Source organism: Streptomyces sp. NPDC051576 (assembly GCF_040681835.1).
Taxonomy (GTDB): domain Bacteria; phylum Actinomycetota; class Actinomycetes; order Streptomycetales; family Streptomycetaceae; genus Streptomyces.
On sequence record NZ_JBFAZO010000005.1, the window covers coordinates 211689 to 228592 of the forward strand.

A 16904-nucleotide genomic window follows, 5' to 3' on the forward strand; every position below is an offset into this window, starting at 1 on the left:
GCCCACCGTGGGCCGAACGGCCCCGGGTGGGTCCCGACCGGCCGTATCCCGAGGGCTTTCGGCCCACGCCCCCAGGCGGGGTGATCCAGAAGTCTGGCGTCAGTCACCCACCCGCAGAAGGGACCTGAGCCATGCTCCAGTCGTCGAGGAACCCCCAACAGGCGCCGCGGGCCCCGATCCCGGGGCGGGCCTGGCTGATGCTCGCCCTGGCCACCGTCGGATTCGCCGTCAACTTCTGGGCGTGGGCGCTGATCAGCCCGCTCGGCCCACGCTTCAAGGACTCACTGGGGCTGTCCTCCTTCCAGCAGTCACTGCTGGTGGCGGTGCCGGTCGTGGTCGGCTCGCTGGGACGGATTCCGGTGGGTGCGCTGACCGACCGGTTCGGCGGCCGGGTGATGTTCCCGCTGGTGTCCGCGGCGACCGTGATTCCCGTGCTGTACCTGGGACTTGCCGGCCACTCCTCGCTCACCGCGCTGCTGGTCGGCGGCTTCTTCCTCGGCGTCGGCGGTACCGCGTTCGCCGTCGGGGTGCCGTTCGTGAACGCCTGGTTCCCGCCCGAGCGGCGCGGTCTGGCCATCGGCCTGTTCGGCATGGGCATGGGCGGTACCGCGATCAGCGCGCTGAGCACGGTCAAGCTGGTGAAGGCCCACAGCGTGTCGACCCCGTTCCTGATCACCGCCGGAGTCCTGGTCCTGTACGCGGTGGTGGCGGCGCTGATCCTGCGGGACGCCCCGGACCGCGCGGTGCCGACCGAGCCGATCGGCCGGCGGCTGGCCGCGACGCTGCGGCTCGGCGTCACCTGGCAGGCGTCGGCGCTGTACGCGGTGGCCTTCGGCGGCTATGTCGCGTTCTCCGTCTACCTGCCGACCTATCTGAAGAACGGCTACGGCCTCACCCAGGACGACGCGGCGAACCGCATGGCCGGGTTCGTGCTGCTCGCGGTGGCCATGCGGCCGGTTGGCGGCTGGCTGTCGGACCGCGTCGGCCCGACGCGCGTGCTGACCGGGGCGCTCGCGCTGGTCAGCACGGGCGCCTTGATGCAGTCCGCCACCCCTGCGCTCGCCCCGCTGGGCACCGTCGCCTTCCTGGCCATGGCCGGGGCACTGGGTGCGGGCAGCGGCGCGACGTTCGCCTTCGTGGCGCTGCTCGCCCCGTCCAACCGCACCGGCTCGGTCACCGGCGTCGTCGGCGCCGCGGGCGGCCTGGGCGGCTTCGTCCCGCCGCTGGTGATGGGCTCGCTGTACGGCTCGTACGGTTCCTACGCGGTCGGCCTGTTGCTGCTGGCTGCGGTCGCGACGGGCGCGCTGGTCTTCACCGGGACCGAGGTGCGGCGGGTGCTGTCCCGGCGGGCGGCGCTTCCGGCCGCGCACTGAGGGCGACAGGGCCGTTCGGCCCGGGCAAGGGACACGTGGCCCCTGCCCGGGCCGTCGTCCGTGCACGGATGCCGAGAGCGCGGGGCCCGTGTCGGACGAGCGAGCGGATGGAGCTGGACGGGACCGGATTCCCGCAACCCACCGGCGAGTTCGAGGAGTTGGCGGCGGACAGCGTGGTGGTGGCGCTGGGCCAGGACTCGGAACCGTCCCTGCTGCGGACGCGCCGGACCTGGCCATGGACCACGGCATGGTGCGGGTCGCCGACGGCAAACCTCATGACGGACCGTCAGGGTGCTTTTGCCGACGGGGACTTGATGCCAGCCGAGCGCACGGTGACCGTGGCCGTGGGGCAGGGCAAGAAGGCGGCGCGGCACATCGACGCGTAGACGAGTCCACCGCACTGTTCGAGGCTCGCAGCTGCATGTCCTGCGGCAACTGCTTCGGCCGAGTGCCCGAGCGGGGCGATCGAGATGGTGCCGGAGGAGTGATCGGCCTCCGCTGACGGAGCCGAGAGCCCCGCCCGACGGAACGTCAACGGTCCTTCTGCCGCAGTCGGTCCTCGGTCTGGGCCGCGATGACGGCCGCCTGGATGCACGGGTCGAGGGCGACGTGGACGCCGAGGCGATCGCGTACATCCGGGACGGGACACCCTGCTCGTGGTCCACGCACGCGAGGCGAGCGCTCATGAGCTGGCCGACCGGCTGCGCCGCCGCCTGGACCGGCTCGCACACCGTGCGGACACCGCACGCAGGACGGTCGGGCCGCCACCCTGGCGTGGCGGGACGGCCTGAGGGCGAAAGGGCGCTGCCGCTGCGGGAGTTGTTCCCTCAGCGGCGGCGCCCCGGGCCCGATGTGCTCCGAGCGGTCAGAGCAGCCAGCGGTTGCGGCTGACGAAGGGCAGCCGTGCCCACACCCTTGCCCAGGCCCCAGGTGGCGCCCGCGCCCGCGGCCGCCAGGGCGATCAGCGCGACGGCGTAGACGAGGTGGTAGTCGGCGAACGGGTTGGTCGACATGCTCGGCGTGCCGTCCGACAGGTGCTTGGCCGGAGGCCATTCCGCGATCCACATCAGGGCCATCATCGCGGTGCCAGCGACCAGCGCCAGGCCGATGCCCAGCAGACCGAGCATGAACAGCCGGTCCGCCCAGCCGGCCCCGGCCCAGTCGTGGAACGTGGCCGTGCACTGTCATGATCTTCATCCCTGCCGAGGGGCTGCAGGGGCCATGCCCAGGGCCCGAACGTCCTTTTCGGCAGGGCTACTTGGCGCCCGCCCGCGCGGGTCACCGGGCCGTGGGCACCAGCACGACCGGGCAGTGCGAGCGATGCAGCAGGGTGTGCGCGACCGGGCCGAGGTGCGGGCCGACGTGCCCCTTGCGGCGGTGGGCACCGATCACCACGACCGCTGCCTCGCGCGTCGCCTCCAGCAGAGCGCCGGAAGGCCCGGTGCGGACCGTGCGGGCGTCGACGCCCACGGTGGGGTGGTGCTCCCTCAGCCGGGCGAGGCTGAAGCGCGGCACGGCCGCTTCGGCCCGGTCCCGCTGTGCCGTGCGCCGCTGGCCGGGGCTCGTCGCGGGGAGCAGCGAGGGGAGTTCGGGGGTGACGTGCCGGTGGTTCTGCGCGTGCAGGACATGCAGCCGCGCTCCGCGACGCTCGGCCTCGGCGAACGCGTAGACGGCCGCGTCGACGTCGGTGTCGTTCTCCAGGCCGAGCAGGACCGCCGGTCCGTCGGCGGAGGGTGCGGTGTCGCACGGGTGGTCCTCGCGTACGACCATCAGCGGCCCGTGCGCGTGGGCGGCCAGCCGCAGGCTCACCGAGCCGAGAAGTGTGCCGGCGACCCCGCCGAACCCGCGCGTGCCCACGACGGTGAGGGCCGCGCACCTGCTCTCCTCGGTCAACACCCGTACGGCCGGGCCCTCTACGGGCTTGGTCATCACCCGCAGGCCGGGGTGGCGTTCGTGGATGCGGGCGACAGCCGACTCCAGGATCGGTCCGGACTCGTCGCGGTCGGACACGGCGTAGACGACCCGCAGTTCGGTGCGCCGACGTGCGGCCTCGTCCGCGGCCCGGTCCAGGGCCCGTACGGAAAGCAGTGAACCGTCCACGCCAACGGTCACGTGATGGAGAGTCATGGTCCCGTTCCCTTCTCTGCCGTGCTCTGCCGTGCGGGGTCCCGCAATGGCTCCGAGCGTGATACTCGTCCCGCGCGGACACCGGGGGCAGGGGCCTCAAGAACCGGGCCGGGGCGCCGTACGGCCCCTTTCGACAGGGCCGTACGGCGCCCCGGCAGAGGGTCGTCACCGGCGTTCGGTCGGAGACGGACGAAGGCCCGCCCCGGTCGGGCAGCGGGCCTTTGCGACTCGGCTCCGGTCTGCTCATCCCCTCTCGGAGCGGACGGCGGCGACCGGGCATCGCACGTCCCGGAGCACTGCCTCGTCGAGCGGGCCGGCCGTGCCTCGTCGGCCGTGTGCGCCGGCCACGACGAGCTGGGCGTCGGCGCTCAACGTGATCAACGTCCGGCGGATCCGGCCCTTTACGACTCGCCGGTTCACCTTGACCTCGGGGTGACGCCCCCTCAGCCGGATCAGAAGGGAGGCGGGCAGGGAGTGCGAGCGCCGCTGCCACAACCGTCGTGTGTCGAGCACCAGCAGCGGCACGCCACGCGCTTCGGCTTCGGCGAAGGCGAACTCGGCCGCTTTCCGGGCCGCCATGGACTCGCCGCCGACGAGCACGACCGATCCGGCGGGCTCCCGCCTGCCACAGACCACCAACACCGGGCGCGAACCATGCGCGAGGAGCTGTCCGGCGACGGAATGGTGTCGCGAACCGCCGGGGCCCGTGCGCCGATGACCGACGACTGTGAGTCCGGCGTCCCGCGACTCCGACTCAAGTACCCTCGCCGGCTCTCCCACGAGGACCTCGCACCTGACATCGACGCGGGGCGCGGCGGATCGAGCACGCCGCTCGGCCTCGGCCAACGCGCCGTTGGCGCCGCCGTGGTCCCACTCCGGCCGCAGGCCCCAGGAGCCCACGCCGTCCGTCACCCGCCCGGCGGGCCAGTCGACGGCGTGGACGAGTTGCAGTTCCACACCCTGGCGTTCGGCGGTACGTGCGGCGGTCTCCACCGCGACCAGACTCGACGGTGAACCGTCCACTCCCACAACGACCGGACCGCGCATGACGGCCCCTCCTCTTTCTCCGTAGCTGCCCGCTTCTGTGGTCAGGCTCCTGCGCCGTGAAGGGTCCCCACAGGGGCCGTATGGGAGTCGGCGTGGGTGCCGTCCGGCCCCTGTGTGGGACGGCGGCCCGGTCCGGATTCCGGGCGCGCTCTTCGAAGGCGTCGACGGCTTCAGCTTGTGCTGCGAAAAGGCCCAGCTCCGTCAGCCGCACCCGGTACAGCTTTTCGCCATCAGCTCCCCCACACCGGCACACGTCCACAGATGCCCGGCCAGCCGCCCGCAGTCGAAGGATCTCCTGAGAGGACCGGGCAGCCGCGGGCACCTTCTCGGGGCGGAAAGCCAGGTCGAGGAGCAGCCCTCGCCCGCCGGACGGGTCGGCGAAGTCACCTCCTCGTCCGGGTGGTCCGGCACTGGGCCAAGGCCGTGTAGCCGGGCACGGTGTCGGCCCACCGAATGGGACGTCCAACAGCCTGACAGCCATGTCCGGCCTTGCCGAGATCTGCCCTCGCCGAGGTCCGCGCGGTCAAGGACGCGACGCCGGATCTCTCGGACAGCGGTGGCGCTCAGCCCGGTCGTTCCGGCGAGAAGTGGAGCGTGAGCAGGGCGTCGGCCGGGATGAGCTTGTGCTGCGGCAGTGCGGCCGGGCCGCAGGAGCCGCTGCCGATGCCCTGGTGGGCCAGATCGAGGGTGAGGTAGAGGCGGTCGCGCGGTTTGAGGTCGGTCGTGTGCCGTGCGGCGTCCAGGTCCTCGGCGGTCCACCGCCGGGCAGTGAAGTCGAAGCCGGGCCAGCCCTCGACCCGTAGCCCGTGGCCGGAGGTGTCGGTGAAGGTCGCCCAGCGGGCGTCGCTGCGGTTCCCGTTCTCCTGCGGCATCACATACGGGGTCTGCAGTGCGTCCACGTCGAGGGCGAAGCGACCGATCCTGGCCGCCTGTCTGCTGTCCCGGTACGACTCACCCGGGCCCAGGCCGAACCAGGCGACCTGGTCGAGCACCGCCGGGACGGTCATCCGCAGTCCCAGCCGGGGCAGGGTCAGCCCGCCCCAGTCGCCCTCGGTCTCGACGGAGAGGTCCAGGCGCAGCGACTCCTCGGCGCCGCTCCACCGGTAGGTGGCGAGCAGGGCGAGGTCGGTGGCCGCGGGGGCGACCCGGGTGCGGACGACGTACGCGCCGTCCTCCGGCTCCGCCGCGACCGTGCGGTGCCGCATCCGGTCCAGGCCGGCCGCGAGCCAGGCCCGGGCGACCGCGAGTTCCTGGCCGCCGCGGTCGTTGTCGGTGGGGGCGCGCCAGATGTCCAGTCGGGGCCCGTCGACCGGCAGCTCTCCCAGCCGGAGCAGGAGGCCTGACGCCGGGTCGAACCGCCCCGGGCCGAGGGCCACCGCGGTCCCGCCGCGACGCGGTCGGGCAGGGGCGGGGCCGGGGGTGGAGTCGGGGACCGCGGGCGTCCGGCCGGTGACCGGGAGCTGGCCCCAGGCGACCTCGTGCCCGGCCTCGGCCCAGGGCTGGTCTCCAGCGAGGACGGCGCGCACGGTGAGCCAGGACTCGCCGACCGTGTCGGGCAGTTGGGGCAGCGCCGGCTCGGCGTACTCGCCGGTCGCCGTCTCCGGTACCGCGAGGGTGCCGTGGGCGACCGGGATGCCCTCCTGCTCCACCGTCCAGGTGAAGGCGAGGTGCGCGAGGGAGCGGAAGTCGTACCGGTTGTCGATACGGACCGTGCCCGGCCGGCCGGCGGTGATCCGCACCGGGGCGATCACCTTCTGGTACTCGACCAGTCCCGGAGAGGGTGTGCGGTCGGGGAACAGCAGCCCGTCGGCGATGAAGTTGCCGTCGTGCAGCGGTTCGCCGAAGTCGCCGCCGTAGGCGTGGTAGAGGGTGCCGTCCGGGGCGTGCCGGGGGATGCCGTGGTCGATCCACTCCCATACGAAGCCGCCCTGCAGCCGCTCGTACCGCTCGAAGAGGTCCTGGTACTCCGTCAGGCCGCCCGGGCCGTTGCCCATGGCGTGGGCGTACTCGCACTGGATGAAGGGCAGCGCGCGGCGGTGGGCGTCGCGCTCGGGTGTCGAGGCCGGTGCCTCCGCGCGCCGTCCGATGGCCTCGACCTCCTCGTGCGAGGCGTACATCCGGGAGTAGACGTCGACGTAGGGGCTGTCCCAGTCGCCCTCGTAGTGCACCGGGCGCTCCGGGTCGCGGGTGTGGCACCAGGCGGCCATGGCTTCCAGGTTCTGCCCCGTCCCGGACTCGTTGCCCAGCGACCAGAGCAGGATCGAGGGGTGGTTCTTGTCGCGCTCGACGGTGCGCTCGATCCGGTCCAGGCACGCCTCTTGCCAGATCGGGTCGTCGGTGGGGTTGCCGCGCCAGCCCACCTCCTCGAAGCCGTGGGTCTCCAGGTCGCACTCGTCGATCACCCACAGCCCGTACTGGTCGCACAGGTCGAGGAAGTCCGGGTGCGGCGGGTAGTGGCTGGTCCGGACGGCGTTGATGTTGTGCCGCTTCATCAGCAGGACGTCCCGCAGCATGGTGGCCCGGTCCAGGGCGCGGCCCTGCTCGGGGTGCCACTCGTGGCGGTTGACGCCGCGGAACACGATCCGCCGCCCGTTCACCCGCAGCAGGCCGTCTTCCACGGCGATGCTGCGGAAGCCGATGCGCAGGTCGACGGTCTCGCCGGGGGTGCTGAGTACGGCGTCGTAGAGCCGGGGCTCCTCGGCGGACCAGGGCTGGATGCCGGGAACCCGGTGGGGTCCCGCCGGGTCGACCCGGTGCAGGCCGAGCTCGGGGACGCTCAGCACGGCCGGCGTGGACGTCTCGACGCGGAGGACGCCGGTGCCGGTGGCGTGCTCGTAGCCGGCGTGCACGAAGTGGTCGTCGAGCGAGGCCCGGGGCCTGGCCAGCAGGGTGACGTCACGGAAGATCCCGGACAGCCACCACATGTCCTGGTCCTCCAGATAGCTGCCGGCCGACCACTGGTGCACCCGCACCGCCACGGTGTTGCGGCCCGGCCGCAACAGCCGGCCCACCTCGAACTCGTGCGCCAGCCGACTGCCGGCCGCGTGGCCCAGCAGCTCGCCGTTCAGCCAGACCCGGAAACAGGAGTCCACCCCCTCGAACCGCAGCAGCGTCCGCGCGCCCTGCTCGGGCCAGAGCCAGTGTTCCGGCAGGTCGAAGGCGCGGCGGTACTCCCCGGTCGGGTTCTCGTCGGGCACGTGCGGGGGATCGACCGGGAACGGGTAGCGCACATTGGTGTAGGCGGGCGAGCCATGACCGTGCAGCTGCCAGTGGCCGGGGACCGGGATCTCGTCCCAGTTCTCCCAGTCGGCGTCGAACCCCGGCGCGGGGTCGGCCGCCGTCGGGCGCAGCCGGAAGCGCCAGTTGCCGTTGAGGCTCAGCGCCGGCGCGTTCGATCGAGCCGTGGCGCGGGCGGGCTCGAAGCCGGTGCCCGGTCCCGGGTCCTCGTAGTAGGGCAGGTCCACGGAACTCCTCGGGACGGTGGTGGGCGGGCCGATCGGCTCTCCGAACGGCTGAGCGAAAATCTAGGAAGGCCCTGGAGCCACGTCAAGAGCGAACGATCAAATGATCTCGAAACGAAAGCCGCAGGCGCACTGACATGCTCTGATGTGAGCGCCTATATGGCGGTAAGCTCCCCCGGCGAACCGGATCGAACGCCGGACGACGACAGGATAACGATCGAGTGTGCGATCGAAAGATTTCCGATGATTCGCTCTTGACTGCGATCGAACCGGTCCCAATGATGGCGTTCCAACGGCACCGGAACCCCACGCCCCGGAACGTGCCTCCGCATACACCCCTTTCCACGGCCCGGTCGGGCCCGCCCTCGCCCGAGGAGCCCCGCAATGACGCTCAGTTCCCCCGCAGTCCCCGCCCCGAGATCCCGCCGCGGCCGTACGTTCGCCGCCGCCGCGTGTGCCGCGCTCTCACTGACCCTGGCCGCGGCCTGCGGCAGCAGCGACAGTGACAGCCCTGCCGCCGGCACCTCCGCCAACCCCGCCGAGATCACCTTCTGGTCCTGGACGCTGAACGCCGACGCGGTCGTCGCCAAGTTCAACGCGACCCACCCCGACATCCACGTGAAGTACTCGCAGATCACCAACGGCACCGACGGCTACGCCAAGATCTTCGCGGCGATCAAGGCGGGCAACGGCCCGGACCTGTTCAACTGCGAGTACTCGGAGCTGCCGAACTTCGTCAGCCAGGGCGACGTCCAGGACATCAGCAAGTACGTCCCCAAGAGCGTCACCTCGAAGTTCGCCGAGGGCGCCGTGCAGGCCACCACGCTGGACGGCAAGACCTGGGCGGTCCCCTACGACGTAGAGCCGCAGATGCTCTACTACCGCAAGGACCTGTTCAAGAAGTACGACCTGCCCGTTCCCACCACCTGGGACCAGTTCAAGGCCGACGCGGTGGCGCTGAAGAAGGCCAACCCCAAGGCGAGGCTGGTCAACTTCCCGACCGACGACGCCTCCACGTTCTCCGGGCTGGCCTGGCAGGCCGGCGCCCAGTGGTTCGGCACCCAGGGCGACTCCTGGAAGGTGAACTTCCAGGACGCCGCGACCCTGAAGGTCGCCTCCTACTGGCAGGGCCTGATCGACGCGGGTCTGGTCGGCACCGCCACCACCAGCGACCCCGCGCTCGCCGCGGACACCACCGCCGGGAACGTCCTCGCCCAGATCAACGGCCCCTTCGAGGCCGCCTACCTGAAGACCGGCTTCGCCGACCAGTCCGGCAAGTGGGCCGTCGCCCAACTGCCCACCTGGGACGGCACCCCGGCGGCCGGCGCCGTCGGCGGCTCCAGCTACGCGGTGAGCAGGACCAGCAAGAACGCCGCCGCGGCGGCCGAGTTCGCCACCTGGATGTCCACAGACGCGGACGCCGTCGCCGCCCGGGTCAAGGGCGGCGCCTCCAGCGCGCTGCCGGCCGTCTCCGCGATGGCCGATGTCGCTCAGAAGTCCTTCGACTCCACCTTCTTCGGTGGCCAGGACGTCTACGCGCTGACCAAGCAGGCCGCGCCCACCGTCAAGACCGGCTGGACCTGGGGACCGACGATGGTCTCCACCTGGGCCGACCTGGCGAAGCCCTGGGGCAGGCTGGGCAAGGGCGGCACCATAGCCGCCGCGCTGAAGACCGGCCAGGAGGAAACGGTCAAGCAGATCAAGGCCGCCGGTCTGAACGTCTCCGACGGCTGAGGCGCGCTCCATGGCTGACATCCAGCCGGCCGCGGCCCCTCGGAAGCCCGGAAAGGCTTCCGCGGGGCGCGGGACCGGCACAGGCAGGACCACGCGCGGGGACCGGAGCAAGGGCGCGGCGGCAGTGCTGCTGGCCCCCTTCTTCCTCCTCTTCGCCCTGGCCACCCTCGCCCCCATCGGCTACGCCCTCTGGCTCAGCCTGTTCCGCGAACACCACTCCGGACTCGGCTACGGCCCGGCCACCACGGTCTTCAGCGGGCTGTCCAACTACGCGACGGCCCTCGCCGACCCGGACTTCCGGTCCGGCTTCCTGCACGTGGCGGTCTTCGCGCTGCTCTACGTCCCGCTGATGCTGGCCGGATCGCTCCTGGTGGCGCTGCTGCTGGACTCCGCACTGGCGCGGGCCAAGCGCTTCTTCCAGCTCACGCTCTTCCTGCCCCATGTGATCCCGGGCATCATCGCCGCGATCATCTGGCTCTACCTCTACACGCCGGGCGTCAGCCCCGTCGTGTCGGCGCTGCGGTCCGGCGGGATCGGCTTCGACCTGGGCTCGACGACCACCGCCGTGCCCGCGATGGCCAACATCGCGATCTGGGAGGTCCTCGGCTACAACATGGTGATCTTCTACGCCGCGCTCCAGGCCATCCCCCGGGAACTGCTGGAGGCCGCGGTCCTGGACGGCGCCTCCGAACTGCGTGCCTCCTGGAGTGTCAAACTCCCGATGATCCGCAGCTCGGTCGGGCTGGTCGGCCTGTTCACCGCGGTCGGCGTGATGCAGCTGTTCCAGGAGCCGCTGCTGCTGAACCGCTCGGCGCCCGGCGCGATCACCGCTGACTGGACGCCCAACCTCTACAACTACGTCCAGGCGTTCAAGAACACCGACTACGGGCTCTCCGCGGCCGGCTCGATCCTGCTCGCGGCCGTCTGCGCCGGTCTGTCCTTCGCGGTCACCCGGATCTCCAACCCGTGGAGGAGCGCATGACCAGCACACCTGTCGAAACCCGCGCCCGGGCGGCAGAGCCGGCCGCGGAGCCCGCCCCGCCGTCCACCCGGCCGCCCTCCCGGCCGCGGACCATGTCCGGCGCGGCCGTGAACACGGCGCTCGCCCTGGCCGCGTTGTACACCTTCTTCCCGCTGCTGTGGATGCTGGTCGCCGCTGCCAAGGACCCCACCGGGATGGCGGCCGGCGACATCTTCACCCCGCACCACTTCGACCTGCTGGGAAACCTGTCCGGGCTGGTGCACGAGGACGGCGGGATCTACTTCCACTGGTTCCTCAACTCGCTCCTCTACGCGTTCGGCGGCTCCGCCGTGTGCGCGCTGATCAGCGTCGCCGCCGGCTACGCCTTCGACAAGTACACCTTCCCGGGCAAGGAGAAGCTGTTCGGCGTCGTGCTGCTGGGCGTCCTGGTCCCCAGCTCCGCGACGGTACTGCCGCTGTACCTGCTCGCCTCCAAGGTGCACCTGGTCAACACGGTCTGGGCGGTGCTCATCCCCTCGGTGGTCAACCCCTTCGGGGTCTACCTGGCCCGGGTCTTCAGCACCGGCTACGTTCCCGACGAGGTGCTGGAGGCCGCCCGCGTCGACGGTGCGGGCGAACTGCGCGTCTTCCGCTCCATCGGACTGCCGATGCTCAAGTCGGGCTTCACCACGATCATGCTGTTCCAGTTCTCCGCCATCTGGAACGGCTTCTTCCTGGCCCTGGTCATGCTCTCGGACAAGAGCCTCTACCCGGTCAGCCTCGGCCTCTTCATCTGGCAGAACAACGTCATCGAGGACCCGGCGCTGATCTCCTTCGTGATCTGCGGATCGGTGATCGCGGTGATCCCCGTCGTAGCCCTCTTCCTCTGTCTCCAGCGCTTCTGGCGCTCGGGACTCACCGCCGGAAGCGTGAAATAGCCGCCTCCGGCCAGCAAGGAGCCCCCCGTATGACCACCGCACGGCCCCGCACCCTCCTCGCCATGCACCCGGGCCTGGTACCCAGAATCCTCGGCCCCCGAGGTCTGGCCCAGCTCGCCCGGGTGGCGGACCTGGTCCCCGACCTGGTTGCCGACGACTTCGGCCGCCCCCTGGTGGCCGAGGCCCTGCGCGACACCGAGGTGCTGTACACCTTCTGGGGCTGCCCGCCCGTGGACCGTGAGGTCCTGGCGGCGGCGCCCCGGCTGCGTGCCATCGTGCACGCGGCCGGCTCGGTCAAGTACATCGCCACCGAGGACAGTTGGCGCGCGGGCGTCCGGATCTCCTCGGCGGCCTGGGCCAACGCCCTGCCGGTCGCCGAGTACACCGTCGCCGCGGTGCTGATGTCCAACAAGCGGCTGCTGCAGATCCGCGAGGACTTCCGGCAGCGCCGCGAGATCGACTCCTGGCACCACCGCTACACCGGCATAGGCAACTACCGCCGCGCTGTGGGCGTCGTCGGAGCCTCCCGGATCGGCAGACGCGTGATCGAGCTGCTACGCCCCTTCGACCTCGACATCCTGGTCCACGACCCGTACCTGTCGGCCGCCGAGGCATCGGCGCTGGGCGTGCGCCGGGCCGGCCTGGACGAGCTGTGCGCGGCCTCGGACGTGCTCAGCATCCACGCTCCCGCGCTCCCCGAGACCCGGCACATGGTCGACCGGCGCCGGCTGGCGCTGATGCCGGACGGCGCCACTCTGGTCAACACCGCGCGCGGCTCCCTGGTGGACACCGAGGCGCTGGTCGAGGAGGTGGCGTCGGGCCGGATCCACGCCGTGCTCGATGTCACCGACCCCGAGCTGCTGCCGGCCGACTCCCCGCTCTACGACCTGCCCAATGTCCTGCTCACCCCGCATGTGGCCGGCTCCATCGGCGGCGAGCTGCACCGGATGGCCGACTCGGCGACGGCCGAACTGGCCCGCTACGCCCAGGGGTTGCCCTTCCAGCACCCCGTCCTGCAAGAGGAGCTGGAACGTACCGCCTGAGCTCCGGCCGAACGGGTCAGGAGGCCGCGGCGTCGTCAGCGGTCGACCGGCGCACCCGCAGTTGCGGCAACAGGTCCAGATGGCGGCGGGGTGAGTCCGATCCGGGTTCCTCCGCCAGCCGGTCCAGCAGCATCCCTACGGCCGCCTCGCCCAGGGCGCGCTTCGGGGGCGCCACCGCTGTCAGCGGCACGTCGGCCAGAGCCGCCATCTCGTCGTCGTAGGCGACCAGGGCGACGTCCTCCGGCACCCGCAGCCCGCGCGCCTGCAAGTGCTGGAGCAGGATCAGCGCCTCCGTGTCGGTGTGCACCAGCACGGCGTCCACCGTCTTCGCCGCCACCAGATCGGGGAGGCGGCGGAGGCGGGACTCGGAATCCTCCTCGGCCAGGTCTTCCGGCTGGTCCAGGCCCATGGCGTCCAGCCCGGCGTGGTAGCCGGTGCGGACGAAGCCGGCGGTGGGGGTCGTCTCGGTGAGCAGCAGGGCGATCCGGCGGCGGCCCAGCGCGGCGAGGTGGCGCACGGCGGCGCAGGCCCCGTGCACATGGTCGGTGCAGACCCGGTCGAGTTCGGCCGCGGCCGACCCGGGTGCGGCGCGCCGCTCCAGCAGCACGGTGGGCACCTGGAGACCGAGGATGGTCCGCTCCTCCGCGGCGGTGGGAGTGGTCCCGGCCCAATTGGGGGTCAGCAGCAGCCCGTCCGCGCCCGCGGCGAGCATCGACGCGATCTGGGCGGCGTCCTCCTCCTGCCGGTACTTGGAGATGCCCAGCACCAGCCGGGCGCCCGCCGCGGCCGCGGCGGCCCGGGCACCCTGGATCACCTCGGCGTAGTAGTACTGATCGGCCGGCACCAGCAGACCAAGCACCGGCGCCCCGGCCTCGACGGGGTGCCGGACCGGAGCCGGGGCGGCCCGCTCCGGCCAGGTCACCGCACCGTGCACCCGGCGCAGCCGCCCCAGCTCCGCCAGTGTCTCCACGTCGCGCCGGGTGGTGACGGCGGACACCCCCAGCTCGGCGGCGAGCTCGGACACCCGCAGGCTGCCCCGCTCACGGACCAGTTGCAGAATGCGTTCCTGGCGTTCATCGACCGACGGTCGCACAACGGGCTCCTTCGCCGAGGTCTTTCGCAGGGTCGATCATACGGTCAGACGTTCAGCAGCGGTGTGCTTTTGGTCATTCATTTCGCCGGAATCCATTGACGCGATCATTTGGAAGCGCTTACCTTCTGGCTCACTCAAGCCCGCACCCTTCGGGAGAACGGGCCCAGCGGCAAGGAGGCCACATGGGTGCGCATGTCACACGGCGAAAGTTTCTCCAGGTCAGCGCGGCCGCCACGGTGCTGGCCGCGGCGGCCCAATGGGTCGCTCCCGCACCGCGCGCCTGGGCCGCGGACGCCTATGACACCCTGCGCGGGCGCTGGCTGGGTCTGCTGACCGGCAGCGGCTTCGACTCCACCGCGGCCCCCTTCGCCTCGGCCCTCTCCACCCTCGGCAGCACGGCGACGACCTACCAGAGCGCCATGGCGGTGGGCACCGCCTCGCTCTGGAGCGACCTGCCGCTCGGCACCGTCTCGGGCAACATGACCACCAGCTACTCCCGGCTGAGAACGATGGCTCTGGCCTACGTCCAGCCGGGCACCGGCCTGACCGGGAACGCGACCCTGGCCACCGCGGTCACCACCGGCCTGGACTACCTGTACAGCAACGCCTACACCGCCACCGCCACCACCTACGACAACTGGTGGGACTGGCAGATCGGCAGCCCCGAGGCGCTGCTGGACACCGCCGTGCTGATGTACGCGCAGCTCACCTCGACCGAGATCGCGAACTACTGCGCCGCCGTCGACCACTACGTCCCCGACACCGCCGTGGCGGCTTACAGCGGTACCAGCACCGGTGCCAACCGGGTCGACCTGTGCCGCGTGATCGCGCTGCGCGGCGTCGTCGGCAAGAACTCCGCGAAGCTGGCCACCGCCTCCGCCGCGCTCTCCCCGGTCTTCCCCGACGTGATCATCGGCGACGGCCTCTACCCCGACGGCTCGTTCATCCAGCACAGCTACGTCCCCTACACCGGCTCCTACGGCGAGGTCATGCTCAGCGGCCTGAGCCGGATGCTCTGGCTGCTGTCCGGCTCCACCTGGGCGGTCACCGACACGGGGCAGCAGAACATCTTCGACTCGGTCGTCTCCTCCTACGCGCCCTTCCTCTACAACGGCCTGGTGATGGACGGCGTGGTCGGCCGCGCGTGCAGCCGAGGCGTCTCCGTCACCGATCCGCTGCAGATCCAGCAGGACGACCACCGGCGCGGGCACGTACTGATCTCGGACATCCTGCGGCTGGCCGACTCCGGAGTCGCTTCCACCGCCCAGAGCTCTCAGTGGAAGGGCATGGTCAAGGGTTGGCTGCAGCGCGACACCTACAGCCCCTACCTCTCCGACGCCGCCCAGGGCGTCCCCGAACTGGCCCGGGCGCAGACCCTGTTGAACGACTCCACCGTCACCGCCACGGCCGAGACCAACGGCCACCGGATCTTCGCCATGGACCGCGCGGTGCACCGCCGCTCCACCTGGGCCGCCTCGGTCAGCATGTGCTCGGCGCGGACCACCTTCTACGAGAACGGCAACGGCGAGAACGTCCGAGGCTGGCACACCAACAACGGCATGCTCTATTGGTGGGGTTCGACCTACGGCAACGGCCAGTACTCGGACGCCTTCTGGCCCACCGTCAACCCCTACCGCCTGCCCGGCACCACCGTCTCCACGCTCCCCCTCGCCGACGGCGCGGGCGGCACCTGGGGCGCTCCCCGCCCGGCCGCCGTCTGGGCCGGCGGCGCAACCGACGGCACCTACGCCGCCGTCGGCCAGGACGTGCGCGGCCTGTCCTCCACCTTGACCGGCAAGAAGTCCTGGTTCTTCCTGGACGACTCGGTGATGTGCCTTGGCGCCGGGATCACCTGCACCGACGGCGTCGCGGTGGAGACCGTGATCGACAACCGCAACCTCGGCTCGGACGGTACCCACTCGCTCACCGTCGACGGCGTCGCCCAGTCGACCGCCCTCGGCTGGACCGCCCAGTTCACCGGTGCGAAGTCGATGGCCATCGGTGGATTCGGCGGCTACGTCTTCCCCGGCGGCGCCACCGTCAACGCACTGCGCGAGGCCCGCACCGGAGCCTGGTCCGACATCAACGGCTACGACACGACCACCCAGCTGACCCGCCGCTACCTCACCCTCTGGTTCGGCCACGGCACCAACCCGAGCGGCTCCTCCTACAGTTACCTGCTGATGCCCGGCGCCAACGCCTCCGCTGCGGCGGCCCGCGCGGCGGCGCCGACGGTCACCGTGCTCGCCAACACCGCGACCGTGCAGGCCGTCGCCGACAGCGCCTCGGGCGTCACCGCGGCCAACTTCTTCGCGGCCGGCACCATCGGTCCGATCACCGTCAGCGCACCCTGCTCGGTACTGATGCGCGAGCAGAGCGGCACCCTCACGGTGAGCGTCGCCGACCCCTCCCGGACCACCTCGACGGTGAAGGTGACCATCGCCCGCTCCGGGTACGTCTCGGCCACCGCGGGCACCGGCATCTCGGTGCTGTCGTCGAGCTCCGGCACGATCACCCTGCTGGCGGAGACCGGCGGCAGCCAGGGCGCCTCCCGCACAGCGACGCTGAGCACCTCGGGTACCGCCCTGACCGCCTCGACGGCGACCCTGCTCGCGGCCGGCGCCGACGCCTACGTCCGGGACGGCAGCGCCTACGGCACCGTCAACTACGGGACCACCACCACGATGGTCGTCAAGAACACCAACACCACCGCCAGCGGCTACTCCCGGGAGGCGCTGCTGAAGTTCGACGTCTCGGCGATCACCGGAACGGTCTCCCGGGCGGTGCTGTGGACCTACGGCGTCGTCTCCGACTCCGGTGGCACCCAGACCTCGCTGCAGGCCTTCGCCACCGCGAGCGACAGCTGGACCGAGTCCGGGGTCACCTGGAACACCTCCCCCGCACTGGGAACGGCCCAGGGAACCGGGCAGATCTCCACCGCCGCCGACTGGATCGGACTCGACGTGACCAGCGCCGTCGCCTCGGCGGTCACCTCGGCCGGCGGCGACGGCACCGCCTCTCTCGCGATCTGGCAGCCACTGAACGCCGTCGGCCTGGCCGTCGTGCTCAACAGCAGGCAGAACTCCGTCAACCCACCGGTGCTCCAGATCGTCAGTCACTAGGCCGC

12 protein-coding genes and 1 pseudogene are annotated in these 16904 nt (G+C 71.5%); 8 read left to right on the plus strand and 5 right to left on the minus strand.

All coding sequences use genetic code 11. The annotated features are described in order from the left end of the window. Positions 1-131 precede the first annotated feature (131 nt). The 3 genes from AB0M63_RS18310 (at position 132) to AB0M63_RS18320 (ending at position 2164) form a co-directional block, all read left to right on the plus strand. Entirely contained in the window at positions 132-1373 is a 1242-nt protein-coding gene (locus tag AB0M63_RS18310; protein ID WP_366020086.1) for an MFS transporter, read from the plus strand. 107 nt (positions 1374-1480) lie between these two features. Next, a complete protein-coding gene (locus AB0M63_RS18315) occupies positions 1481-1759 on the plus strand; it encodes a hypothetical protein (protein WP_366020087.1) in 279 nt (92 codons plus the stop codon). Between the two features lie 270 nt (positions 1760-2029). Next, a complete protein-coding gene (locus tag AB0M63_RS18320; RefSeq protein WP_366020088.1) occupies positions 2030-2164 on the plus strand; it encodes a hypothetical protein in 135 nt (44 codons plus the stop codon). A gap of 74 nt (positions 2165-2238) precedes the next feature. Here the strand turns inward: AB0M63_RS18320 and AB0M63_RS18325 are convergent. From AB0M63_RS18325 to AB0M63_RS18340, 4 genes and pseudogenes are all read right to left on the minus strand, one after another. Next, positions 2239-2548 (minus strand): annotated as a pseudogene (locus AB0M63_RS18325) (hypothetical protein); the annotation flags it as partial. A gap of 103 nt (positions 2549-2651) precedes the next feature. Next, positions 2652-3500, minus strand: a complete 849-nt coding sequence (locus tag AB0M63_RS18330) for a universal stress protein (protein WP_366020090.1) — start codon at positions 3498-3500, stop codon at positions 2652-2654. A 243-nt stretch (positions 3501-3743) separates the two neighbouring features. Next, the gene (locus AB0M63_RS18335; protein ID WP_366020091.1) at positions 3744-4547 is read right to left on the minus strand and encodes a universal stress protein; all 804 of its coding nucleotides are present in this window, start codon (positions 4545-4547) and stop codon (positions 3744-3746) included. Positions 4548-5110: 563 nt separating this feature from the next. Further along, positions 5111-8011 (minus strand): glycoside hydrolase family 2 TIM barrel-domain containing protein, encoded by a 2901-nt coding sequence (locus AB0M63_RS18340; protein WP_366020092.1) that lies wholly within the window; start codon positions 8009-8011, stop codon positions 5111-5113. Positions 8012-8392: 381 nt separating this feature from the next. Here AB0M63_RS18340 and AB0M63_RS18345 point away from each other — a divergent pair, with 381 nt between their 5' ends. The 4 genes from AB0M63_RS18345 (at position 8393) to AB0M63_RS18360 (ending at position 12684) form a co-directional block, all read left to right on the plus strand. Then, the gene (locus tag AB0M63_RS18345; RefSeq protein WP_366020093.1) at positions 8393-9742 is read left to right on the plus strand and encodes a sugar ABC transporter substrate-binding protein; all 1350 of its coding nucleotides are present in this window, start codon (positions 8393-8395) and stop codon (positions 9740-9742) included. 10 nt (positions 9743-9752) lie between these two features. Further along, positions 9753-10724 (plus strand): sugar ABC transporter permease, encoded by a 972-nt coding sequence (locus tag AB0M63_RS18350; protein ID WP_355901697.1) that lies wholly within the window; start codon positions 9753-9755, stop codon positions 10722-10724. Between the two features lie 92 nt (positions 10725-10816). Beyond that, entirely contained in the window at positions 10817-11641 is an 825-nt protein-coding gene (locus AB0M63_RS18355) for a carbohydrate ABC transporter permease (RefSeq protein ID WP_366020380.1), read from the plus strand. Between the two features lie 29 nt (positions 11642-11670). Then, on the plus strand, positions 11671-12684 hold the full coding sequence (locus AB0M63_RS18360) for a hydroxyacid dehydrogenase (protein WP_366020094.1): 1014 nt from the start codon (positions 11671-11673) through the stop codon (positions 12682-12684). 16 nt (positions 12685-12700) lie between these two features. Here AB0M63_RS18360 and AB0M63_RS18365 read toward each other — a convergent pair whose 3' ends face one another. Beyond that, entirely contained in the window at positions 12701-13777 is a 1077-nt protein-coding gene (locus AB0M63_RS18365) for a substrate-binding domain-containing protein (RefSeq protein WP_366020095.1), read from the minus strand. Positions 13778-13959: 182 nt separating this feature from the next. Between AB0M63_RS18365 and AB0M63_RS18370 the strand changes: the two genes are divergently transcribed. Further along, a complete protein-coding gene (locus AB0M63_RS18370) occupies positions 13960-16899 on the plus strand; it encodes a polysaccharide lyase family 8 super-sandwich domain-containing protein (protein ID WP_366020096.1) in 2940 nt (979 codons plus the stop codon). Positions 16900-16904 lie beyond the last annotated feature (5 nt).

Coding starts and splice junctions, on each gene's coding strand:
- AB0M63_RS18335 (WP_366020091.1), bottom strand. CDS start 4,547: ATGCGCGGTCCGGTCGTTGTGGGAGTGGACGGTTCACCGTCGAGTCTG.
- AB0M63_RS18350 (WP_355901697.1), top strand. CDS start 9,753: ATGGCTGACATCCAGCCGGCCGCGGCCCCTCGGAAGCCCGGAAAGGCT.
- AB0M63_RS18310 (WP_366020086.1), top strand. CDS start 132: ATGCTCCAGTCGTCGAGGAACCCCCAACAGGCGCCGCGGGCCCCGATC.
- AB0M63_RS18360 (WP_366020094.1), top strand. CDS start 11,671: ATGACCACCGCACGGCCCCGCACCCTCCTCGCCATGCACCCGGGCCTG.
- AB0M63_RS18355 (WP_366020380.1), top strand. CDS start 10,817: ATGTCCGGCGCGGCCGTGAACACGGCGCTCGCCCTGGCCGCGTTGTAC.
- AB0M63_RS18345 (WP_366020093.1), top strand. CDS start 8,393: ATGACGCTCAGTTCCCCCGCAGTCCCCGCCCCGAGATCCCGCCGCGGC.
- AB0M63_RS18315 (WP_366020087.1), top strand. CDS start 1,481: ATGGAGCTGGACGGGACCGGATTCCCGCAACCCACCGGCGAGTTCGAG.
- AB0M63_RS18370 (WP_366020096.1), top strand. CDS start 13,960: ATGGGTGCGCATGTCACACGGCGAAAGTTTCTCCAGGTCAGCGCGGCC.
- AB0M63_RS18330 (WP_366020090.1), bottom strand. CDS start 3,500: ATGACTCTCCATCACGTGACCGTTGGCGTGGACGGTTCACTGCTTTCC.